This is a genomic window from Mycobacterium sp. KBS0706 (assembly GCF_005938675.2).
In the GTDB taxonomy this organism is placed as follows: Bacteria; Pseudomonadota; Alphaproteobacteria; order DSM-16000; family Inquilinaceae; genus Inquilinus.
In genome coordinates this window covers 16,005-37,550 of record NZ_VCCH02000070.1, presented here as the reverse complement: position 1 = coordinate 37,550, position 21,546 = coordinate 16,005, and the positions used below count along the sequence as shown (strand labels likewise).

Below are 21,546 nucleotides of genomic sequence, written 5' to 3'. Positions count from 1 at the left end.
GAACGCGAGAGGTGATCCGGGCCTAGGCCCTCGGAGACACCCTTTCCTCAACGCGCAACACAGCCGCCGCCGGACGGAGCCGGCGTCGCATGTGCAGCGAGATGGTGAGGACAGCGTTCATGCCGTCAGGATCGGGGACGGCGGGTGCGCCGTCAATGGCCTGATGCCGGCTTTCGTGGTCAGAATGCCGCCATGACCGTCTATTTCACCAGCGACGCCCATTTCGGCGATCCGCGCGTGCTGCGGATCGACCGGCGGCCCTTCCCGAACGTCGCCGGGCATGACGAGGCGCTGATCGCGCTGTGGAACCAGACGGTGGCGCCGGAGGACGAGGTCTGGCACCTCGGCGACTTCGCGCTGGGCCCGCCACCGGAGTCGGTGGCGGCGCTGCTGGGCCGCCTCAACGGCCGCAAGCACCTGATCAGCGGCAACAATGACGGGCCGGGGACGCTGGCGGCGCCGGGCTGGGAGTCGGTGCAGGCCTATGCCGAGCTGAAGATCGACGGGCGGCACCTGATCCTGTGCCACTATGCGTTCCGCACCTGGAACCAGATCGGCCGCGGGTCGGTGAACCTGCACGGCCACTCGCATGGCCGGCTAACGCCGGCGACGCGGCAATACGATGTCGGGGTCGATGTGCAGGAGCTGCGGCCGGCGACGCTGGACCAGATCATCGCCCGGAAGCGCGTGCGGAAACCGTTCGCCGAGCGGAAGGAACCGACGGTGTGATCAGACCTCGGGGTCCGGCAGCGGGCGGCGGCAGCGGTGCGGGGCACGATTCGCCTTGCGCAGCGCGGCGTGCAGCTCGCGCTCATGCCCATCGTCGTCGCCCATGGCGGCTGCCAGAAGCCGCACCCAGTTCCAGACCTGTCGCATCGGCTGGCTCCCCTTCCAAGGAAGTCTGAAGCCATGTGACCCGGTTACGGGAATTATGTCAAATACAAGCCGGCGACAATTTTGTTACGAAGCGTTGCCGGCGCCGGTCCGGCGCAGCGCCTCGGCGGTGGCGGCATCGGCCGGGAAGAAGGATTCCACCGCCAGCTCCGACAGGGTGACGTCGACCGGCGTGCCGAACACGGTGGTGGTCGACAGGAAGGACAGGATCCCGGACTTGGTCGCGAGGCGGAACGACACCACCACGTCGGGATGCGCCTCCTCCGGCGGGGCCAGCGTCGCGATCGTGGCGGGCGGGGCGGGATAGGCCCGCAGCTCCGCCAGCAGCTCGACCAGCACCGGGTCGCCGGCCGCTTCGACCTGGCGCTGCAGCCGCTCCAGCAGATGGCCGCGCCACTCCCCGTAATTGACGATCCGCGGCGCCAGCCCGTCCGGATGCAGGCCGAGCCGCAGCACGTTGACCGGCGGCTGCAGCAGCGCCGCCGACACCCCGTCCAGCAGCAGCGGCACCGCGGCGTTAGCGGCGACCAGCTGCCAGTGCCGGTCGATCGCGAGGGCCGGGTTCGGGGCATGTGCCTCGATCACCCGCTCCACAGCCCGCCGCGCCAGGGCCAGGGCCGGATCGTCGAGCGGCCGCACCGGATAGGCCGGGGCGAAGCCGGCGGCGACCAGCAGGGTGTTGCGCTCGCGCAGCGGCACCTCCAGCCGTTCGGCCAGGTGCAGCACCATGTCCCGGCTCGGCCGCGACCGCCCGGTCTCGATGAAGGAGAGGTGGCGGGTGGAGATGTCGGCCTCGCAGGCGAGGTCGAGCTGGCTGAAACGGCGGCGCCGGCGCCAGTCGCGCAGGTGGTCGCCGAAGCTGGGGGCGGTTCGGGTCATGCCTGGAAAATAGCGGGTGGGCGGCGGCGCATCCATGACCTGGCAGGTAATCGCTTTCGTCCGCGGGGCCGGACAGGATCGGGCCATCGCAACCAAGGAGAGCCCGAAATGACTGCCACCGAACTGGTCGACCGCTACATCGCGGTCTGGAACGAGACCGATGCCGGCCGCCGCCGAGCCCTGATCGACACGACCTGGACCGGGGACGCCGCCTATCTCGACCCGATGATGCGGGGCGACGGCCGGGCCGGCATCGACGCCATGATCGCGGCGGTGCAGGAGCGCTTCCCCGGCCACCGCTTCCGCCGGGTCGGCACGGTCGACGAGCACAATGGCCGCATCCGCTTCCGCTGGGAGCTGGGGCCGGACGGCGCTCCGCCGCTGGTCGCCGGCACCGATTTCGGCGAGATCGCCGGCGGCCTCCTGTCCGGCATCACCGGCTTCATCGACCAGGCGCCGGCGATGGCGGCGTGACGGGACGGGGCGGACCGGAAGGCCCGCCCCTCCCTCTTCACTCGGCCGGCAGGCGCAGCGCCAAGCCGGTCACGACCAGCGCCGCGAGGGTGCAGAACCCGGCCAGCGCAATGCCGGCCGGCAGCACCAGCACCGCCAGCGTGCCCACGGCGCCGACGATCAGCCCCTCCAGGCAGGCATAGAGGGCGGTGGCGGTGCCGGCGACATGGCCGAAGCCTTGCAGCGCCCCGTTGGCGGTGACGGCGCAGGTGACCGAGATGCCGGCCGAGATCACCCAGACCGGCCCCAGGAAGGCCCAGAGCGACAGGCCTGTCGCGACCTGCGCGAGCGCCAGCAGCCCGGCCCCGGCCAGCAGCAGCGCCATGCCGCGGATCAGGCAGCCGCGCCGGCCCCAGCGCGCGGTGAAGCGGCCGGCGAAGCGGGCGGTCGCGATCATCACCAGGGCGGCGGTGCCGAAGGCCAGGCTGAAGCCGATCGGGTCGAGCCCGAGCCCGCCGATCAGCACCGCGGGCGCGGTCGAGAAATAGACGAAGAACGCACCCATCGCCGCGCTGAAGCCGAGCGTGTAGGTCCAGAACGGCCCGCTGCCGAGGATGGCGCCGACATGGCGCAGCCGCACCCCGTCGCCACCCTCAGGCCGCGTCTCCGGCCAGCGTCCCAGCGCCTGCAGCCCGGCCAGGGCTCCGAGCCCGGCGAGCAGCCAGAAGATGCCGCGCCAGCCGAAGCCGTGGTCGACCCCGGCGCCGAGCAGCGGCCCGAAGGCCGGCACGAAGGCCAGCATCGAGCCGAGCAGGCTGTAGATCACCGCGCCCTCGCGCCGCGCGGCGTAGACGTCGCGCACCGTGGCGAAGGTGGCGACCAGCATGGCCGCGGCACCGGCCGCCTGGGCCAGGCGCAGCGCCAGGAACAGGCCGGCCGAGGCGGTCAGCGCCAGCCCGGCCGAGGCCAGGGTGAAGATGAGCGCGCCGCCGAGCAGCACCGGCCGCCGGCCGATGCGGTCGGAGAGCGGCCCGAACAGCAGCTGGCCGCAGCCGAGCAGCAGCAGATAGAGGCTGAGGGTCAGCTGGACCAGCGCCGGCGTCGCCGCCAGCGCCGCCGGCATCAGCGGCACCACCGGCAGGTAGACATCCATGCCGAGCGAGGCGATCAGGTCGAAGGGGGACAAGAGCAGCAGGGTCGCTGCCAGGGAATAGGGCCATGGCCTGGGTGCAGGCATGGGAAGACCTCCGCGGAAAGGGGATTTCGGCGGCGGTCCGCATCAGGATCGGCAGGAAGGGCCGTGATCGGGAACGCCGCAACAACCGGATGGCTGCTGCGGCTCAGCGGGTTGCGGTGGAGTCGGTCCTCATCGCGGGTCTCCAGACGACGGCGGGATGGCTGTAGCATGCACCTCACCGCGGTGAAAGCGTGATCCACGGCGCGATCCGGGCTAGGCTGAGCCTTCCCTTTCCAGCGCAACGGGCGGCACGATGGTCTCCTTCCTCAAATCCCTGTTCGGCGGCGGCAAGCGCGAGGAGGCCTCGTCCGGCGAGGCCCCGGCCGGGCCGGCGGTCGAGTACAAGGGCTTCCGCATCCGCCCCGCCCCCTTCCAGGCCGGCGGCCAGTACCAGACTGCGGGCCTGATCGAGAAGGACTTCCCGGAGGGCACCAAGACCCACCGCTTCATCCGCGCCGACAAGCATGCCAGCAAGGACGACGCCACCGCCTTCTCGGTGACCAAGGCGCAGCAGATCATCGACGAGCAGGGCGACCGGGTGTTCGCGGACTGAGGCTCAGCGGGCCTGGCGGCGGTATTCGCCGGGCGACAGGCCGGTGCGGCGGGAGAACAGGCGGCTGAACGACGCCGCATCCTGGTAGCCGACCCGGTAGCAGATCTCGGCGATGCCGAGGTCGCCACGCTCGAGCAGGTCGCGCGCGGCGTCCAGCCGCCGGTCCTGGATCCAGCGGCCCGGCGTGGTCTGCAGCTCCTCGGTGAAGCGCCGGGCCAAAGTGCGCGGCGACAGGCCGAGCGCCGTGGCGAGCCCTTCCGGGCTGAGAGCCGGAAGATCGGTCTGGGCCAGGTGCAGCAGGCGATCGCGGAACGGCTGCGGCGTCGCTTGGTCGAGCGGGAACTCGTAGGGCGTCTGCGACCGGCGGGCCGGCGGCAGCACCAGCAGCTTGCGCACGATCCGCTCCTCCTTGGCGAAGCCGAGGTCGCGCAGCAGGGCGGTGGCCAGCTCCAGCCCGGAGAAGCCGCCGCCGCAGCTGTAGATCCGGTCCTGGTGCAGCAGCAGGCGCGACGGGTCCCAGCGCACCTTCGGGAAACGCCGCAGCGCATCCTCCTTCAGCCACCAGGAGATGGTGGCGCGCCGGCCGTCGAGCAGCCCGGCATCGGCCAGGAAATAGGCGGCGCCGCAATGGGCGGCGATGATCGCGCCCTGCTGCCGCGCCTGCTCGATCAGCGGCCGGGCGTGGCCGCTTTCTTCCGCCAGGGCCTGCAGCATCTCCGGCACGTTCAGCCCCGGCATCGCCAGCAGCACCAGCACGTCGACCGGTGCCGTCGGCTGTGGCCGGGCCGGGAAGGCGATGCCGGAAGTGGCGGCAGCGACCGGCGTCCGGGCCAGAAATTCGAAGGTGAAGGTCGGTCCGCGCCGCAGTGCGTTCACCAACTCCAGCATCTCGACCAGCGTCGCCGCCACCGCCGAGTAGAAGCGGGCGGGCAGCCAGATCGCGATGTGGATCGGTTTGACCGTCATCCGGCAGTTTTAGCATGGAGATTGTCAATCCTGCCAATTCAACCGCTGGTCAACCGCTTCTAGGGTCTCTGAACGCACCCCTGTTCCGAGGCTTCGATGACCAGACTTCCCCTAGTGTTCCTGGCGGCGGCCGGGCTGTCCGCGACAGTGCCGGCTGCCGCCGCGCCACCCGGCCTGCCGGCGGGCTTCCAGAGCCGGACGATCGCCGTGCCCGGCGCCGAGATCTTCGTGCAGGTCGGCGGTTCCGGCGACCCGGTGGTGCTGCTGCATGGAAATCCCGAGAGTGGCGACATGTGGGGGCCGCTGGCGGCGGCGCTGGCGCCGCGCCACACCGTGATCGTGCCGGACCTGCGCGGCCTCGGCCGGTCGTCCCGCCCCGCCGGCGGCTACGACCAGGCGACCCAGGCCGCCGACATTCGCACCGTGGTCGAGGCGCTGGGCTTCGATACCGCCACCCTGGTCGGGCACGACCTCGGCGGCATCGTCGCCTATGCCTATGCCGCGCGCTATCCCGGCAAGGTCACCCGGCTGGCCTTCCTGGAGGCGCCGATCCCCGGCGTCAGCCCGTGGGAGGAGGTCAAGGCCTTCCCGGCGCTGTGGCACTGGAACTTCGGCGGCCCGGACGCCGAGCGCCTGGTCGCCGGCCGCGAGCGGCTCTATTTCGACCATTTCTGGAACGCCTTTAGCGCCGACCCGGCCCGGATCGGCGACGAGGTCCGTGACCACTACGCCGCACAATACGCCGCGCCGGGCGGCATGCGCGCCGCCTTCGCCCAATTCGCCGCCTTCGCCGAGGATGCCCGGCAGAATGCCGGGGCGGAGGATCGCAAGCTGACCATCCCAGTGCTGGCGGTCGGCGCCGAGCACGCCTTCGGCCCCTACCCCGCCATGTTCATGCGCAGCGTCGCCACCGATGTGCGCGCCGTGGTGATCCCCGGCACCGGCCACTGGCTGATGGAGGAGGCGCCGGACCAGACCGTGGCGCTGCTGCGCGACTTCATCGACGGCGAATGACGGAGGATCGGATGAAAGCGGTGGTGTTCGACCGGATCGGCCTGCCGGCAGAGGTGCTGTACCTGGCCGATGTGCCGGTGCCGGAGATCGGGCCGGGCGAGGCGCTGGTGCGGATGGTCGCGGCCTCGATCAACCCGGGCGACTTCCTGTTCGTGCAGAACCTGTATCCCGAGCCGAAGAAGCCGAAATTTCCGCGCCAGATCGCCGGCAATCACGGCGCCGGGGTGATCGAACGGGCAGGGCCGGGCGTGGCGCTGCCGCCGGGCACGCTGGTGGCCTTCAGCCATGAGCGGACCTGGGCGGAGTACGCGGCGGTGCCGGCCGAGTATCTGATCCCGTTGCCGCCCGGCATGCCGGCCGAAAAGGCCGGGCAGTTGATGAACCCGATCACCGCCTGGGACCTGGTGGCCGAGTCCGGGGTCGCGGCCGGGCTGTGGCTGGCAGTGACGGCCGGATATTCCACGATCTCGACCCTGGCGCTGCAATTCGCCCGGCGACGCGGCATCCGGACGGTCGCGATCGTCCGCCGCGAGCATCCGGAGCTCGACCTGCGCGAGCTCGGTGCCGAGGCGCTGATCGACTTGTCCCGCCAGGATCTGCGGGCCGAGGTGATGGCAGTCACCGGCGGCGCCGGGCTGCACGGCGTGGTCGACAATGTCGGCGGGCCGGCGACCGGGACGCTGATCCGCAGCCTAGCCTTCGGTGGCCGGGTGGTGATCAACGGCGGCATGAGCGAGGAGAGCTTCACGCTGCACAATTTCGACCTGCTGCTGAACGGCGTCTCGCTGCAGCCCAGCGTCTACCGCTACTTCTTCGGCCCGCCGCCGCCGGCGGATGCGGCGATGCTGCGCGAGATGATCGCGGTCTTCGCCCGGCCGGAGATCCGGGTGCCGCTCGGCGGCGTCCACCCGCTGGCGGATGCCGAACGCGCCATCGCCGACAGCTGGGCCCGCCCAGGCGACGGCAAGCGGATCTTCCGGATGTGACGATCCATGACCTCCGAGGTCATGGACCGCGGGACGGGCGCACCTGCATCCTGCCGGCCGCTGCCACAGGAGGCCCCGATGCTGCAGTCCACCGTCACCCGGCCCGGCGACACCACCGTCGCCTTCATCGTCACCCTGCATGTCAAGCCGGGCCGCGAGGCCGAGTTCCTGGACCTGCTGGCGCCGGTGCTGGACGCGATGCGGCACGAGCCGAGCTTCATCAACGCCGTGCTGCACCGGTCGCCGGACGACCCGACGCTGTTCATGCTGTACGAGACCTGGGCCGATCTCGACGAGCTGGTGCAGGTGCAGATCCCCCGCGACTACCGCCAGGCCTATATCGCGGCGCTGCCGGACGTGCTGCGGCAGGAGCGCGGCGTCACCATCTGGCAGCCGATGCGCGGCGACTTCGCGACCGCGACGGCCTGAAAGGCTGCTCAAACGGCTTGTCCCGCACACCAACCCGACGACCAGGCCCATTGGAAGTTGTAGCCGCCGAGCCAGCCGGTGACGTCCACCACCTCGCCGATGAAGTAGAGGCCCGGCACCGTCTTCGCCTCCATGGTCCGCGAATCGAGGCCGGCGGTGTCGACCCCGCCCAGCGTCACCTCGGCGGTGCGGTAGCCCTCGGATCCGGCCGGGCGCACGCGCCAGCCATTCACCGCCTCCGCCACCCGGCGCAGCACCTTGTCCGACAGGTCGGCGAGGTTGCCGGCCGCGCCCTCGGCCTCAGCGATGGTCTGCGCCAGCCGCTTCGGCAGCGCCTCGGCCAGCACGGTGTGCGGGGCCCGGCGGCCATTCGCGGCGCGGGCGGCGCGCAGCCAGTCGAACATGTCGGTGCCGGGCAGCATCGACACCTCGATCTCCTGTCCCTCGCGCCAATAGGAGGAGATCTGCAGCACCGACGGGCCGCTGAGGCCGCGATGGGTGAACAGCATCGCCTCGCGGAACCTGGTGCGGCCGCAGCCGATCTCGGCGTCGACGGCGATTCCGGCCAGCGGCTTCAGCCGCTCCAGCAACGCCGGCTCGAAGGTCAGCGGCACCAGGGCGGGCCGGGTCTCGGTGACCTTGAGACCGAAGCGGGCGGCGAGGTCATAGCCGAAGCCGGTGGCGCCCATCTTCGGGATCGACCGGCCGCCGGTGGCGACCACCAGGGACCGGCAGCGCAGTTGTTCGGCCCCCAGCGCCAGGACGAAGCCGTCGGCGTCGCACCCGACCGAGTCGACCTTGCTCGACAGGCGCAGCGTGACGCCGGCCCGGTTCATCTCGGCCAGCAGCAGGTCGATGATCTGGCGGGACGAGCCGTCGCAGAACAGCTGGCCCAGCGTCTTCTCGTGCCAGGCGATGCCGTGCCGCTCGACCAGGGTGATGAAGTCGCGCTGGGTGTAGCGGCGCAGCGCCGAGATGCAGAAATGCGGGTTGGCGGAGACGAAGTTGGCCGGCGCCGCGTGCAGATTGGTGAAGTTGCAGCGGCCGCCGCCGGAGATGCGGATCTTCTCGCCCGGCGCCGCGGCGTGGTCGAGCACAAGCACCGACCGGCCACGCCGGCCGGCCTCGGCCGCGCACATCATCCCGGCCGCCCCGGCGCCGATCACCACCACGTCGAAGGACTGCACCCCGCCCCCGTTCCGGCCCGCCGCTCGCCCGATCAGGCCACCAGCGGCGCCACCTTGGCCTTCAGCGCCGCCTGCAGGTCCTGCGGCCTGAGGCGGATCTGCAGGCCGCGCTGGCCGCCATTGACGAAGATTTCGGCCTCGGCCATCGCCGCTTCCTCGATCGCGGTCGGCACCGCCCGCTTCTGGCCGAGCGGGCTGATGCCGCCGACATGGTAGCCCGTGACGCGCTCGGCATCGGCCGGCCGCATCATCTGCGCCGACTTCGCGCCGAAGGCGGCGGCCAGCTTCTTCATGCCGACCTCACGATCGGACGGCACGACGACGCAGACCGGCTTGCCGTCGGCCTCCGCCATCAGCGTCTTCAGCACGATGCGCGGCGGCACGCCCATGGCCTCGGCCGCCTGCAGACCGATTCGGTCGGCGCCGGGGTCGTAGTCATAGGTCGCGACGGCGAAGCTCACGCCCGCCTGCTGCAGCGCATGGGTGGCGCGGGTGGTCTTCGACATGACGCCCCGCGCCTCTCAGGTCAGCGCTTGACGCGCGCCTTGCGGGCGGCGTAGCGGGCGTCGCGCTCGGCCTTCTGCTCGGCCAGGAGCGACACCATCCGCTCGGCTTCCTCGCGCCGCGCCCGGGCCTCGGCCTCGGCGGCCTCCGCCTTCAGCCGCGCCTCTTCGATCGCCCGCGCCTCGGCCTCGGCCTTCAGCCGCGCCGCCTCGGCCTCTTTGGCCGCCCGGCGCTCGGCCTCGCGTTGCTCGCGCGCGATCGCCCGGGCCTCGCGCTCCGCCCGCTGCCGGGCCAGCTCCGGATTGTCCGGCGAGACCTTGGCGCGGAACCGCTCCAGCGCCGCCTTCTTTGCATCCTGAGCGCTGCTCAGCCGGTCCCCGAACCCCTTTTCCTTGTACCCGCTCATCGTTCCGTCGACTCGTTGCATGTATCCCCGATTCACCGGCGGGGGATGAATGCCTCCCGCGCGGACGCACTAGATATGCTTCCTCGGCGGCGGTGCCAACAGCCGTTCCGGCATGCCGGTCCCGCGGCCGGCCGACGGCGCCGCCTCATTCGCGATGAATCCGTTCGCCGCGCGCAAGCATGGCGACGAAATCGGCGATTCGGCGGGCACGGGTTTCGGCCTTCTTCGCAGTCTGCACACGATACAGCACGGCGTAGCGATTGCGCGAGTCGAGCGTGGCGAAGAACGTCGATGCCACGGGATTGTCATCGAGCGCCGCCTGCAGATCGTCCGGCACGCCGCGATGGCGGCTGAGGCCGTAGGCCGCCTCCCACCGCCCGCCGCGCCGCGCCGCCTCGACCGCGGCGAGGCCGGCCGGCGCCATCCGCCCGGCGGCGATCAGCACCTCCACCTTCTCGCGGTTGCGCTGCGACCAGGCGCTGCGCGGGCCGCGCGGCGTGAATTTCTGCCGCCAGGCGCCTTCGTCGCCGCCTTGCTTGCGGCCGTCGATCCAGCCATGGCAGAGGGCGAGGTCCAGCGCCTGCTCATAGGTCACCGAGGCCGTGCCCGAGCCGACCCTGGCGATGGCCAGCCAGACGCCGCGGGAGGAGATGTGATTCGCCGCCAGCCAGGTCTCCCAGGAGGCGGCGTCGGCGAAGCGCAGCAGCGGCAGGCCCTGGTGCTCGCCCAACTGTTCGGGACCGATCATGGTGCGAGGATAGGCGGCATCGCCGGGACCGGGCTATGCTCTCGCGGGAGGTCGCCATGACCATCGAGATCCGGCCGGCGACGGCTGCGGATGCCGCGGCGATCGCCGGTCTGCACCAGCGCAGCTGGCGCAGCGCCTATCGCGGGCTGCTGCCCGACAGCTACCTGGACGGGCCGGCCGCCGGAGAGCTGGCGGCGCGCTGGGGCAGGACGTTCAGCAAGGACGAGCCGCGCCGGGTGATCCTGGTCGCCATGGCGCCGGACGGAATCGCCGGCTTCGTTGCGGCCTGGCCGAGCACCACTCGGCTGGCGCTGATCGACAACCTGCATGTCGCGCCCGGGCAGCGCGGCGGCGGCATCGGGCGGCGCCTGATGGGCCGGGCCGCGGCCGAGCTGCGGGGCCTGGGCTTCGAGGCCGCCTTCCTGGAGGTGATCGAGGGCAATCACGGCGCCCGCGGCTTCTACCGGCGGCTCGGCGGGATGAAGGGCGAGCTGTTCCTCGAGCCGATCGGCGGCCACCCGACCCCGGTGTTCCCGGTCACCTGGGACGACCTCGCGGTGCTGGAAGCCGCCTGCGGGCCGTGACCGTGGCTCAGCGCCGCTGGAACAGCTTCTCGATATCGGACAGCTTCAGCTCGACATAGGTCGGCCGGCCGTGGTTGCACTGGCCGGCATTGGGCGTGGCCTCCATGCTGCGCAGCAGCGCGTCCATCTCGGCCGCGTTCAGGCGGCGGCCGGCGCGGACGCTGCCGTGGCAGGCCATGGTGGCGCAGACATGGGCCAGGCGCTCGGTCAGCGGCCTTGCGTCGTCCCACTCCGCCAGGGCGTCGGCGAGGTCCTGCACCAGGCCGGGCACGTCGGACTGGCCGAGCAGGGCCGGCACGCCGCGCACCACCACGGCGCCGGGGCCGAAGGGCTCGAGCTCCAGCCCCAGCTCCGCCAGCTCGGCCTGGCGGGCGGCGAGGCGGTCGACCGAGGCCTCGTTCAGCTCCACCACCACCGGCAGCAGCAGGCCCTGGCTCTTGACCGTGCCGGACAGCAGCTCGGCCTTCATCCGCTCATAGACGATGCGCTCATGCGCCGCATGCTGGTCGACGATGACCAGGCCGTCGCCGGTCTGGGCGACGATGTAGGTGGCGTGGACCTGGGCCCGGGCGGCGCCCAGCGGGTGGTCCGGCGCCGGCTCCTCCACCGCGGCCTCGGCCCTGGCGGAGGGCCGGGCCAGGTCGGCGGCGATCGGCGCCTGCCAGGCGGCGGCCGCCTCGGCCAGGCCGGCGGGCGGCCGCACCGGGCCGCGGGTCTGGAACCAGGAGGGTGAGACCTGGCCGCTGAACCGGGACAGCGGGGCCTGCATCGGCGCCGGCCCGCCCGGCGCCCCTCCGCCCTGGGTCGCGAAGGCGGCCAGCGTGTCGGCTCCGACGCTGGTCGAGGCGCGGTGGCCGGCGGCGGCGATGGCGTGGCGCAGGGCGCTGACGATCAGCCCACGCACCAGCGCCGGGTCGCGGAACCGCACCTCGGCCTTGGTCGGGTGGACGTTGACATCGACCTCCTCCGGCGGCAGCTCGAGATACAGCGCCAGCACCGGGTGGCGGTCGCGCGGCAGCACATCGGCATAGGCGCCGCGGATGGCGCCGAGCAGCAGCCGGTCGCGCACCGGCCGGCCGTTGACGAACAGGTACTGCGCCTGGGCGGTGCCGCGATTCAGGGTCGGCAGCGCGGCATGGCCGGTCAGGCGCACCGACTCGCGCTGCGCCTCGATCGGCAGGGCGTTCTCGGCGAAGGCACCGCCCAGCACGGCGCCGACGCGGGCCAGGCGGGCGTCGAACAGCTCGCCCTGCGCCGCCTCCAGCCGCAACAGGGTGCGGCTGGCGTCGGACACGGAGAAGCTGAGGGTCGGATGGGCCATGGCCAAGCGCTCGACCATGTCGACCGCGGCCTGGGTCTCGGCCCGCTCGCCCTTCAGGAACTTCAACCGCGCCGGGGTGGCGTAGAACAAGTCGCGCACCTCGACCCGGGTGCCCTGGTTCAGCGCCGCCGGCACCGGCGCGGCCACCGCCCCGCCTTCGACCGACAGGCTCCAGCCCTCGGCGGCATGTCTCGGCCGGCTGGCGATGAAGAGGCGGGACACGGCGCCGATCGAGGGCAGCGCCTCGCCGCGGAAGCCCAGGGTCGAGATCCGCACCAGGTCGTCGTCGGGCAGCTTCGAGGTGGCGTGGCGCTCGATCGCCAGCACCAGTTCCTCCGGATCCATGCCGGCGCCGTCATCGACGACGGAGATCAGGCTGCGGCCGCCATCGCGCAGCGCCACGTCGATGCGGCGGGCGCCGGCGTCGATCGCGTTCTCCACCAGCTCCTTCACCGCCGCGGCCGGGCGTTCGATCACCTCGCCGGCGGCGATCTGGTTGACCAGGGTCGGCGGCAGGCGGCGGATGGTGCGCAGGGAGTCGATGGTCATGCCGCCGATTCTAAAGGGGGACCCCAGTCGTGTCACCCGGCCGCGGGAAATGGCTTCGTGGCCGAAATCGCATTCAAGGGCTGTCAGACCGTGCAGGCTGAAGGCAGGATGTCCTTCGTCGCGCAGACAATCCTACCGGCTGCGCGAGACCAGCCGCGGGGAGAGAAGATGCAGCACGTCATCGCCAACAGCTTCGAGATCGACATCGACGATGCGTTTCCCCGGCTCGTGAACTGGCATGAGGTGGTCACGGCCAAGCCCTTCACCCAGACGGTGACATCGCCGGAACTCTCGATCTGCTCGACCGAATCCAAGGTGGAGGGCGATGCTGCGGCGAGGATCGAGGGCGAGGCGGCACGGCTGGTCGAGGGGCAGGCGATCGTCGAGCGCCGCGCCTTTGATGCCGACGGCCTGCCGGGAACCTACATCGTGCTCCGAAGTTACCCGGACGGAGAGAACGATCCCCCCTCGCATCGCCATATCGTCATCCTCGTGCCGCCCGACCCGAGGTTTCTGTACCGGGCCGAGGCTACGTTCGACGACGAAGAGGCGGAGACGACGGTGAAGGCGTTCGAGGCCGCGCTCGCCTCGTTCCGACTCCGGCCGCCGGAGCGGAGCTTCGCGGAGATCCTGGCCGCGCGTGAGGCCGAGTTCCAACGGGCGATGGACAGCGCGGCGGCGTCGCGGCAGGCCGCCCGGAAGGCGGCGCCCGCACCTGTTGTCACCGTCACGGAGAACGCCCTCACCGTGCGCTCCGATCTGCTCGATCGCGACGTGAAGGTCGAGATCTTCCTCAACGACGGTCAGGCCGCGGTCGACGCCAAGCAGATCGAGACGCTGCTCGACTTCGTCCGGCTGCCGCGGGACCTGCTGCCGCGGATCAAGGATCTCCTCTATGCCGATTACCGCAAGTCGGCCGCGGAGATCGATTACGGCGCCGACGATGCCGACGACCCGTTCGAGTTGCCGGATGCGGACGCGGCCTTCGCCGCCACCGACATCCGTTTCCTGAGCATCTCCGACACCGACCGGTGGCGGAGCCGCTTCTCGAGCCTGGTGCTGTATCCGCCCTGGGAGCAGGAGCACGGCGTCACCCTGATCTTCCGGAACGGCGAGGTCCTGGCCCTGTCGACGCAGGAGGCGGGTTATTACCACCCCTACGAGGCGCCGCTGCGGTAGCGGACCGCTTCGGACCGGAATCGCGGCGGTCAGGACGGATCGTCGATCAAGGTGCCGGAATAGACCACCGGCCCGGTCGGGGCCCCGGTCGGCGAGCCGCCGGCCGGCTCGACGCTGACCGCCAGCGTGCCACCGCCGAGGGCGGTGCCGCGCAACGCCTCGGGGATGGCCAGGCGCTTCCGGTCGTCGGCATCGATCAGACCGAGCGAGCGCGGCGCGGCGCCGGCGGCGACGAACCACAGCTCGAGGCTGCGGTCGGCCGGCACCTCGGCCCGCACCGGCCGGACCTGGACCAATCCGGCGCGGGTGTCGACCCGGACAATCAGCGCCGGCAGGTCGCCGCCGCGATTGACCACCGCGACATAGCTGTCCGGCCGGGCCGGCAGCTCGGAACGGGGCAGCAGGAGGAAGGCAGCGAGGCCGGCGGCCAGGGCGCCGGCCGCCAGGGCCGCGCTGCGCCAGCGGGCGCGGGACCGGAGGAGACGCGCCTCGGCGGAGCGCTGCAGCACGGCCGGGCCGGCGGGCGCGGCCGGCGCTTCCGGTCCGATCGCGCGCTCCAGCGTCGCCCAGACCTGAGGCCCGGGCTCGACCGGCGGCACCTGCGCCGCCAGCCCGGCCAGGCGCCGCTCCCAGGCCGTGACCTCGGCCTTCAGTGCCGGGTCGGCCGCCAGCTCCCGCTCGAACGCGGCTCGATCTTCAGGCGGCAGAGTTCCGAGGACATATTCGGCGATCCGGGCGGCCTCTTCCTCGGTCACGGTCCGGCTCCGTCCATGCACTGCCGCAGCGCGGCCAGCCCGCGGTGCAGCCAAGTCTTGATGGTGTTGACCGGGCGGTCGAAGCGGGCCGCCAGCTCCTCGCGGGAATAGCCTTCGTAATAGGCCAGCAGCACGCAGCTGCGGTGGCTGTCTTCGAGCAGGCCGAGGCAGTGGCCGAGCTGGCGCAGGGCGACGAAGCCGGCGCCTTCGGCCCGCGAATCGGGGATCGATTCCAGCCAGTCGCGGCCGTCCTCGTCAGGCTCGACCAGCACCTCGCGGCGCTGCCGGGCGACGTCGATGGCGCGGTTGCGGGCGATCGCCGCCATCCAGCCCAACGGCGATCCGCTGCCGGCCGAGTAGGACGCGGCGCCGCGCCAGATGCGGAGATAGGCATCCTGCAGCACCTCCTCCGCCGTCGCCCGGTTGCGCAGGATGCGGAGGACAATGCCGAACAGCAGCGGCGCGGTCCGGTCATAGACGGCCTTGAACGCGCGCCGGTCCCCGCGGCCGGTCGCCTGCAGCATCCGGATCAGCTCCTCGTCGTCCTCAGCCGGCATCGGTCCCCGCAGCAAGGGCGCCGGGACTCTAGCAGCAGAGCCCCGGCAGGCGGACGCGAAATCGCCTGTTCCCTCGGCGATCACATCGGCATCAGCACGGTGTCGACGACATGGATCACGCCGTTCGACTGCAGCACGTCGGGGATGGTCACCCAGGCGGTGGCGCCCTTGGCGTCGACCACCTCGAACCGCTCATGCTTCCACTCGACGGTCAGACTTTCGCCCTCCACCGTCTTCAGCATGGCCTTGCCATGGCCGGCCTTGACCGCCTTCGCCAGGTCGGCCGCGGTCAGTCGCCCGGGCACGACGTGATAGGTCAGGATCTCGGTCAGCATCGCCTTGTTCTCGGGCATGACCAGCGTCTCGACCGTGCCCTTGGGCAGCTTGCCGAAGGCGGCGTTGGTCGGGGCGAAGACGGTGAACGGGCCGGCGCCGCTGAGGGTGTCGACCAGTCCGGCCGCCTTGACCGCCGCGACCAGGGTGGTGTGGTCCTTCGAATTGACCGCGTTCTCGACGATGGTCTTGCTCGGGTACATCGCCGCGCCGCCGACCATCACGGTGGTTTCCGCGAAGGCCGGGCCGGTCAGGGCACCGGCCGCGACAAGGGCGAGGCAGGCGCCGAACACGGTGGAGAGGTATTGATCGGCACGCATTTCGGGTTCTCCCATTCCTGGTTTGTCGCCGATATCTCGGGACGGGAGGGCTTTACGGATCGCCCGCCGGCAAAGTTTCAGGACCGGGCCGGAAAAATGCGTTTGGATTACCAGGGGCCAGGCTACCAGGGGAACGTGCCGAGCTCCGGCTCACCGTAGAAGATCTGCCGGTCCGGGCGGATACGGTCGACCCAGCCGGCCAGCCGCGCCGCCGCCTCCGGCGCCTCGAGATCGGCGTCGGCGCTGGCCATCCTGGTGCGGATCCGGCCGGGATGGACGGCGTAGACGGCGAGGCCGCGCGGCCCGAATTCGCGGGCGAGGCAGGCGGTCAGCATGTTCTGCGCCGCCTTGGAGACGCGGGTGGCATAGGCGATGCCGAGATGGTCGAAATCGCCGGCCGCGACCCGGCCGATCGAACCGAGCCGGCTGCTGACATTGACGATGGCCGGCCGCTCCGCCGCCAGCAGGGCATCGATCGCCGCCTGGCTGATGCGCAGCGCGGCGAGGCAATGGACGTCGAGCGCCTGCTGCACATCCTCGATCCGGATGCCGGCCAGCTGGGCGCCGCGCCCGGACATGCCGGCGTTGTTGTAGAGGATGTCCACCGCCGGCGCCCGCTCCGCCAGCACCTGGCGCAGCCGGTCGGCGCAGGCCTGGTCGGTGACGTCGCCGCGCACCAGGATGCCCTCCGGCCCGGCCGCCGCCGTGAAATCGGCGGCGTCGCTGCGGACCACGCCGATCACGGTGTCGCCGCGTGCCGCGTACCACCGCGTCAGCTCCAGCCCCAGCCCCGCCCCGGCGCCGGTGATCACGATCCTGCGAGCCATGCCCATTCCTCTTATGTCCGATGTAGCGGGGCAGGATGCGGCGAAGCGGCCGCAGGGGCAAGCCGCTGCGGCCTCGGCGGATCATCGCCGACCGGTCCGCGCGAATCGGCGGAAATCTGCCGATCCGGTCCCGCAGAACGGCTGAAACCAGCCGTTCATGGCTCTGGCATCCCACTTGCACCTCTCCCGGCAGCCGCGTGTCGCGGCCGGTCCAAGAAACCCGTTCGGGGAGATGCTCATGGAAGACGCCGTTTCCGGTCTCGGCCAGCGCCGATTCCGTCCCGCGCCCGCCGCCGCCCAGCCGGTCGGCGCGCGCCAGAGGATCGTGTCGATCTTCGGCGGTTCGGTCGGCAACCTGGTCGAGTGGTACGACTGGTACATCTACGCCGCCTTCTCGCTGTACTTCGCCAAGGCCTTCTTCCCGGCCGGCGACACCACCGCGCAGCTGCTGAACACCGCCGCGATCTTCGCCATCGGCTTCCTGATGCGGCCGATCGGCGGCTGGCTGATGGGCATCTATGCCGACAAGCACGGCCGCAAGGCGGCGCTGACCCTGTCGGTGATGGTGATGTGCGCCGGGTCGCTGATCATCGCCCTGACCCCGACCTACCAGACCATCGGCGTCGCCGCGCCGGTGCTGCTGGTGCTGGCCCGGCTGCTGCAGGGCCTGAGCGTCGGCGGCGAATACGGTGCCAGCGCCACCTATCTGTCGGAGATGGCGACGCAGCGCCACCGCGGCTTCTACTCCAGCTTCCAATACGTCACCCTGATCATGGGGCAGCTGCTGGCGCTGGCGGTGCTGATCGCGCTGCAGCAGCTGCTGCTGACGCCGGAGCAGCTGGAGGCCTGGGGCTGGCGCATCCCGTTCTTCATCGGCGCGATCTGCGCCGTGGTGGCGCTGTATCTGCGCCGCAACCTGGTGGAGACCGAGGCCTACACCAAGTCCAAGCGCACGCCGCGCAGCGAAAGCCTGCTGCGCGCCCTGCTGCGCCATCCGCGCGAGATCATGATCGTGGTCGGGCTGACCCTGGGCGGCACGGTCGCCTTCTACACCTACACCACCTACATGCAGAAGTTCCTGGTCAACACCGTCGGCATGAGCAAGTCGGACTCGACCCTGGTCTCGGCCGCGGCGCTGTTCCTGTTCATGTGCCTGCAGCCGGTGGTCGGCGCCGTCTCCGACCGGATCGGCCGGCGACCGCTGCTGATCGGCTTCGGCGTGCTGGGCACGGTCTGCACCGTGCCGATCCTGTCGACCCTGGCGCAGACGACGGACGCGGTCGCCGCCTTCGGCCTGATCGTGGCGGCGCTGGTCATCGTCTCCGGCTACACCTCGATCAACGCGGTGGTGAAGGCCGAGCTGTTCCCGACCGAGGTGCGGGCGCTGGGAGTCGGCCTGCCCTATGCCCTGACCGTGTCGATCTTCGGCGGCACCGCCGAATACATCGCGCTGTGGTTCAAGGACATCGGCCATGAGAGCTGGTTCTACTGGTACGTGACCGGCTGCATCCTGTGCTCGCTGCTGGTCTACGCCTTCATGCGCGACACCAAGTCGGCCTCGAAGATCGACGACGGCGCGCAGCCGTAATAGGGTCCAGGCCCCGCCGCGCGGCATGGCGGGGCCTGGAAACCGTTGCGCATCGCCATGCACCCGTCCCGCCTGACCGCCCGCCGGGGCCGGATCCTGCTCTTCGCCGCCGTCGGCGTGGCGGCGGCCGGCCTGTCGCTGGCGGTGCAGGGCTGGGTGCTGCGCGACGGGCTCGCGGCGCTGGAAGGCCAGGCGCGGGAGCGGCTGACCCTGGCGGCCGCCAGCGTCGAGGCCGCGATCGGCCGGTTCCGCTACCTGCCGCAGGTGATCGGCCAGACGCCGCAGATCCGCGCCCTGTACGGCACGCCGCCCGGTCCGGCGGCGATCGATACAGCCAACCGCCACCTGCAGGCGATCAACGAAGCGGCGGGGGCGGCGGCGCTGTACGTCCTCGACCGCGGCGGCACGGCGATCGCCGCCAGCAACTGGGACACGCCCGGCAGCTTCATCGGCCACAGGTACGCTTATCGGCCCTACTACCAGGAGTCGATGGCGACGGGTGAGGGCAGCTTCTACGGCATCGGCACCACCACCGGGCAGCCGGGCTATTTCCTGTCCAGCCGGATCGACGCGCCGGGACCGAGCGGGCAGCCGGAGCCGGCCGGCATCGCCGTGGTCAAGGTCGATCTGACCGGGCTGGAGCGCGAATGGGCCGGGGCCGACGCCACGCTGGGGATCGCCGACGCCGACGGCATCCTGTTCCTGGCCGCCCGGCCGGGCTGGCGCTACCGGCCGCTCTTCGCCCTCGACGACCGCGCCCAGGCCTCGATCCTGGCGGAGCGGCGCTATGCCGGGCTGCCCTCGGTCACCCGGCCGATCTTCCACAGCCGGACGGGGGCCGCCGGCCGGGCGGAGACTGACGACCAGGGCCGGTCCGTTCAGTTGCTGGACCCCGGCACCGGCGGCGACCTGCTGCTGTTCACCCTGCCGCTGCCAGACCATGGCTGGTCGCTGATCGCCATGGCCGATCCGGCCCCGGCCCGGACCAACGCCCTGGTCGCCGCCGCGGCGGCCGGGCTGGCCGTCATCGTGGTGGTGCTGGCCGCGGTGCTGTGGCGCGCCCGGCGACGGGCCCGGATCGCCGAGCGCCGGTCCAAGGACGAGCTGGAGCACCGCGTGGCCGAGCGGACCGAGGCGCTGACCGCCGCCAACCGCCAGCTGGAGGACGAGATCGAGGAGCGCCGCCGCGCCGAGGCGGAGTTGCACCGCACCCGGGACGACCTGGTGCAGGCCGCCAAGCTGGCCGCGCTGGGCCAGGCCTTCGCCGGGCTGGCGCATGAGATCAACCAGCCGCTGGCGGCGCTGAAGACCTATCTGGCCAGCACCCGCCTGCTGTCCGGCCGCGGCGAGACCGGGAAGGTGGCGGCGAACATCGACGTCATGGCCCAGGCGGTCGACCGCGTCGCCGGTCTGACCGGCCAGCTGAAGCGCCTGGCCCGGCGCGACGGGCACGATGCCGCCCCGGTCGACCTGGCCGCCGTGCTCGACGGCGTGCTGCGCCTTCTGGCCTATCGCCTGGCCGATCTCGGCATCGCAATCGAGCGAAGCGGCGACGGCCCGGCGGTGGTGATGGGCGAAGCCGGGAGGCTGGACCAGGTGGTGATGAACCTGGTGAGCAACGCGATCGACGCGGTCCGCGACCGCGGGAAGCGGCGGATCCGGGCAACGGTCGAGACCAGCGGCGGCACAGCGCGGCTGACGGTCGAGGATTCCGGTGCGGGCATCGACCCGGCGGTGCGCGACCGGCTGTTCGAGCCCTTCGTCACCACCAAGGAGGCCGGCGACGGGCTGGGCCTCGGCCTCGCCACCGTCTACCGCATCGTCCGCGACCATGGCGGCGGCATCAGCCATCGCCCGTCCGACCTCGGCGGCACCGCCTTCCTGGTCACGCTGCCGCTCGCCGAACCCGCCAAGGCCGTCGCCGAATGACCGAAGCCCATCGCATCCTGGTGGTCGAGGACGACGCGTCGGTCGCCGGGTCGATCGAGCAATGGCTGGGCCTGTGCGGCTTCATGGTCGAGACTGCGCGCTCGGCGGCCGAGGCGCTGCGCCGGATCGACGGCTTCGCCCCCGACGCGGTGCTGACCGATGTCCGCATGCCGGGCGAGAGCGGGCTCGAGCTGCAGCGCCGGCTGGCGGCCGAGCAGCCGGGCCTGCCGGTGGTGCTGCTGACCGGGCATGGCGACGTGCCGATGGCGGTGGCGGCGCTGCAGGCCGGCGCCTTCGACTTCATGACCAAGCCCTATGAGCCCGACCACCTGGCCGTAGTGCTGCGCAACGCCGCGTCGCAGCACCGGCTGCGGCGCCGGGTGGGCGAGCTGGAGACGAGGCTGGACGACGCGCTGGCCGGCACGCTGGTCGGCGACGCCCCGGCGATGCGTCGCCTGCGCCGGCTGGTGGCCGAGCTGGCGACGCTGCCGGTCGACGTCGTGGTGCGCGGCGAGACCGGCACGGGCAAGGAGGTGGTGGCACGGGCGCTGCACGAGTTCGGCCCGCGCCGCGACCGGCCCTTCGTCGCCATCAACTGCGCCGCGATTCCGGCCGAGATGATCGAAGGGGAGCTGTTCGGCCACGAGGCCGGCGCCTTCACCGGCGCCCGCGCCGCCCGGGTCGGCAAGTTCGAGCATGCCGATGGCGGCACCGTGCTGCTCGACGAGGTCGAGAGCATGCCGCCCGCGGTCCAGGCCAAGCTGCTGCGCGTGCTGCAGGAGCGGGTGGTGGAGCGGCTGGGATCGAACCGGCTGATCCCGGTCGACATCCGGGTGGTCGCCGCGGCCAAGGCGGACCTGCGCGAGCGGGTGGCGGCCGACGCTTTCCGCGAGGATCTGTTCTATCGGCTGGCCGGGGTGGAGATCGAGATCCCGCCCCTGCGCGACCGCGGCGACGACATGCTGCTGCTGTTCGGCCGCTTCGCCGGCGCCGCCGCCGAGCGGCTGGGGCTGGATCGGCGCAGCCCGTCGCCGGCCGAGGTGGCGGCGCTGCTGGGCCATGGCTGGCCGGGCAATGTGCGCGAGTTGAAGGCCGCCGCCGAGCGCTTCGCGATGGGGCTGTCGGGCGCCGGCGCGGGGGACATCCTGAACCCGGCGGCGGACACCGGCGGCGGGCTGGCCGAGCGCGTCGCCGCCTATGAGCGCGCCTTGATCCTGGCAGCGCTGCGCGAGAGCAGCGGGTCGGTCGCCGCGGCGCTCGAGATCCTCGGCCTGCCGCGGCGGACGCTGAACGAGAAGATGGCGCGGCTGGGCATCGACCGCTCCCAGCTCGATACCTCCGGCTGATC

24 protein-coding genes are annotated in these 21,546 nt (G+C 71.8%); 11 read left to right on the top strand and 13 right to left on the bottom strand.

Annotated elements, in window-relative coordinates:
• Nucleotides 1–192: 192 nt before the first annotated feature.
• Nucleotides 193–729 (top strand): metallophosphoesterase family protein, encoded by a 537-nt coding sequence (locus tag FFK22_RS29575; protein WP_138891544.1) that lies wholly within the window; start codon nt 193–195, stop codon nt 727–729.
• Here FFK22_RS29575 and FFK22_RS43275 read toward each other — a convergent pair whose 3' ends face one another.
• Both FFK22_RS43275 and FFK22_RS29570 read right to left on the bottom strand, forming a co-directional pair.
• Nucleotides 730–876 carry a hypothetical protein gene (locus tag FFK22_RS43275; RefSeq protein ID WP_186002723.1) on the bottom strand — a complete coding sequence of 49 codons (147 nt, stop codon included), beginning with the start codon at nt 874–876 and terminating at the stop codon, nt 730–732.
• Between the two features lie 84 nt (nt 877–960).
• A complete protein-coding gene (locus FFK22_RS29570) occupies nt 961–1,773 on the bottom strand; it encodes a helix-turn-helix domain-containing protein (protein WP_138891543.1) in 813 nt (270 codons plus the stop codon).
• Between the two features lie 108 nt (nt 1,774–1,881).
• On the opposite strand from FFK22_RS29570, the gene FFK22_RS29565 reads away from it, so the two are divergent.
• Nucleotides 1,882–2,247 carry a nuclear transport factor 2 family protein gene (locus FFK22_RS29565; protein WP_138891542.1) on the top strand — a complete coding sequence of 122 codons (366 nt, stop codon included), beginning with the start codon at nt 1,882–1,884 and terminating at the stop codon, nt 2,245–2,247.
• 37 nt (nt 2,248–2,284) lie between these two features.
• Here the strand turns inward: FFK22_RS29565 and cml are convergent, their stop codons facing one another.
• On the bottom strand, nt 2,285–3,463 hold the full coding sequence (gene cml, locus FFK22_RS29560; protein ID WP_138891541.1) for a CmlA/FloR family chloramphenicol efflux MFS transporter: 1,179 nt from the start codon (nt 3,461–3,463) through the stop codon (nt 2,285–2,287).
• 253 nt (nt 3,464–3,716) lie between these two features.
• Here cml and FFK22_RS29555 point away from each other — a divergent pair, with 253 nt between their 5' ends.
• Nucleotides 3,717–4,016, top strand: coding sequence for an HlyU family transcriptional regulator (locus FFK22_RS29555; RefSeq protein ID WP_138891540.1), 300 nt, complete (start codon nt 3,717–3,719; stop codon nt 4,014–4,016).
• A 3-nt stretch (nt 4,017–4,019) separates the two neighbouring features.
• On the opposite strand, the gene FFK22_RS29550 is transcribed toward FFK22_RS29555, so the two are convergent.
• Nucleotides 4,020–4,982: a GlxA family transcriptional regulator gene (locus tag FFK22_RS29550; protein WP_138891539.1), complete on the bottom strand. Its 963-nt coding sequence runs from the start codon at nt 4,980–4,982 to the stop codon at nt 4,020–4,022.
• Nucleotides 4,983–5,078: 96 nt separating this feature from the next.
• On the opposite strand from FFK22_RS29550, the gene FFK22_RS29545 reads away from it, so the two are divergent.
• The 3 genes from FFK22_RS29545 to FFK22_RS29535 all read left to right on the top strand — a co-directional run bounded on the left by FFK22_RS29545 (nt 5,079) and on the right by FFK22_RS29535 (nt 7,411).
• Nucleotides 5,079–5,996: an alpha/beta fold hydrolase gene (locus tag FFK22_RS29545; RefSeq protein WP_138891538.1), complete on the top strand. Its 918-nt coding sequence runs from the start codon at nt 5,079–5,081 to the stop codon at nt 5,994–5,996.
• 11 nt (nt 5,997–6,007) lie between these two features.
• Nucleotides 6,008–6,982: a zinc-binding dehydrogenase gene (locus FFK22_RS29540; RefSeq protein ID WP_138891537.1), complete on the top strand. Its 975-nt coding sequence runs from the start codon at nt 6,008–6,010 to the stop codon at nt 6,980–6,982.
• Nucleotides 6,983–7,060: 78 nt separating this feature from the next.
• Nucleotides 7,061–7,411 carry a putative quinol monooxygenase gene (locus tag FFK22_RS29535; RefSeq protein WP_138891536.1) on the top strand — a complete coding sequence of 117 codons (351 nt, stop codon included), beginning with the start codon at nt 7,061–7,063 and terminating at the stop codon, nt 7,409–7,411.
• An 8-nt stretch (nt 7,412–7,419) separates the two neighbouring features.
• On the opposite strand, the gene FFK22_RS29530 is transcribed toward FFK22_RS29535, so the two are convergent.
• The 4 genes from FFK22_RS29530 to FFK22_RS29515 all read right to left on the bottom strand — a co-directional run bounded on the left by FFK22_RS29530 (nt 7,420) and on the right by FFK22_RS29515 (nt 10,256).
• Nucleotides 7,420–8,598 (bottom strand): NAD(P)/FAD-dependent oxidoreductase, encoded by a 1,179-nt coding sequence (locus FFK22_RS29530; RefSeq protein WP_138891535.1) that lies wholly within the window; start codon nt 8,596–8,598, stop codon nt 7,420–7,422.
• Between the two features lie 32 nt (nt 8,599–8,630).
• A complete protein-coding gene (ybaK, locus tag FFK22_RS29525) occupies nt 8,631–9,104 on the bottom strand; it encodes a Cys-tRNA(Pro) deacylase (RefSeq protein WP_138891534.1) in 474 nt (157 codons plus the stop codon).
• Nucleotides 9,105–9,124: 20 nt separating this feature from the next.
• Nucleotides 9,125–9,508, bottom strand: coding sequence for a DUF6481 family protein (locus FFK22_RS29520; protein WP_138891533.1), 384 nt, complete (start codon nt 9,506–9,508; stop codon nt 9,125–9,127).
• Between the two features lie 145 nt (nt 9,509–9,653).
• Nucleotides 9,654–10,256 carry a YdeI family protein gene (locus FFK22_RS29515; RefSeq protein WP_138891532.1) on the bottom strand — a complete coding sequence of 201 codons (603 nt, stop codon included), beginning with the start codon at nt 10,254–10,256 and terminating at the stop codon, nt 9,654–9,656.
• A 56-nt stretch (nt 10,257–10,312) separates the two neighbouring features.
• Between FFK22_RS29515 and FFK22_RS29510 the strand changes: the two genes are divergently transcribed.
• Nucleotides 10,313–10,840, top strand: coding sequence for a GNAT family N-acetyltransferase (locus FFK22_RS29510; RefSeq protein WP_138891531.1), 528 nt, complete (start codon nt 10,313–10,315; stop codon nt 10,838–10,840).
• 7 nt (nt 10,841–10,847) lie between these two features.
• On the opposite strand, the gene mutL is transcribed toward FFK22_RS29510, so the two are convergent.
• The gene (gene mutL, locus FFK22_RS29505) at nt 10,848–12,710 is read right to left on the bottom strand and encodes a DNA mismatch repair endonuclease MutL (RefSeq protein ID WP_138891530.1); all 1,863 of its coding nucleotides are present in this window, start codon (nt 12,708–12,710) and stop codon (nt 10,848–10,850) included.
• Between the two features lie 168 nt (nt 12,711–12,878).
• On the opposite strand from mutL, the gene FFK22_RS29500 reads away from it, so the two are divergent.
• Complete coding sequence (locus tag FFK22_RS29500) at nt 12,879–13,889, top strand: hypothetical protein (RefSeq protein WP_138891529.1); 1,011 nt, start codon at nt 12,879–12,881, stop codon at nt 13,887–13,889.
• A 29-nt stretch (nt 13,890–13,918) separates the two neighbouring features.
• On the opposite strand, the gene FFK22_RS29495 is transcribed toward FFK22_RS29500, so the two are convergent.
• From FFK22_RS29495 to FFK22_RS29480, 4 genes are all read right to left on the bottom strand, one after another.
• On the bottom strand, nt 13,919–14,644 hold the full coding sequence (locus FFK22_RS29495; protein ID WP_138891528.1) for an anti-sigma factor domain-containing protein: 726 nt from the start codon (nt 14,642–14,644) through the stop codon (nt 13,919–13,921).
• Nucleotides 14,641–15,201: a sigma-70 family RNA polymerase sigma factor gene (locus FFK22_RS29490; protein ID WP_138891527.1), complete on the bottom strand. Its 561-nt coding sequence runs from the start codon at nt 15,199–15,201 to the stop codon at nt 14,641–14,643. Before FFK22_RS29490 ends, FFK22_RS29495 begins: the two co-directional genes overlap by 4 nt.
• An 80-nt stretch (nt 15,202–15,281) precedes the next feature.
• Nucleotides 15,282–15,854, bottom strand: a complete 573-nt coding sequence (locus FFK22_RS29485; RefSeq protein WP_138891526.1) for a fasciclin domain-containing protein — start codon at nt 15,852–15,854, stop codon at nt 15,282–15,284.
• A gap of 122 nt (nt 15,855–15,976) precedes the next feature.
• Complete coding sequence (locus FFK22_RS29480; RefSeq protein ID WP_186002722.1) at nt 15,977–16,681, bottom strand: SDR family NAD(P)-dependent oxidoreductase; 705 nt, start codon at nt 16,679–16,681, stop codon at nt 15,977–15,979.
• Nucleotides 16,682–16,919: 238 nt separating this feature from the next.
• On the opposite strand from FFK22_RS29480, the gene FFK22_RS29475 reads away from it, so the two are divergent.
• Genes FFK22_RS29475 through FFK22_RS29465 form a run of 3 tightly spaced genes read left to right on the top strand, consistent with a single transcriptional unit; the run spans nt 16,920 to nt 21,544 of the window.
• A complete protein-coding gene (locus FFK22_RS29475; RefSeq protein WP_138891524.1) occupies nt 16,920–18,269 on the top strand; it encodes an MFS transporter in 1,350 nt (449 codons plus the stop codon).
• 57 nt (nt 18,270–18,326) lie between these two features.
• Nucleotides 18,327–20,198, top strand: coding sequence for an ATP-binding protein (locus FFK22_RS29470; RefSeq protein WP_138891523.1), 1,872 nt, complete (start codon nt 18,327–18,329; stop codon nt 20,196–20,198).
• Nucleotides 20,195–21,544, top strand: coding sequence for a sigma-54 dependent transcriptional regulator (locus FFK22_RS29465; RefSeq protein ID WP_138891522.1), 1,350 nt, complete (start codon nt 20,195–20,197; stop codon nt 21,542–21,544). The genes FFK22_RS29470 and FFK22_RS29465 overlap by 4 nt, the downstream gene beginning before the upstream one ends.
• The last annotated feature ends 2 nt before the right edge of the window (nt 21,545–21,546 follow it).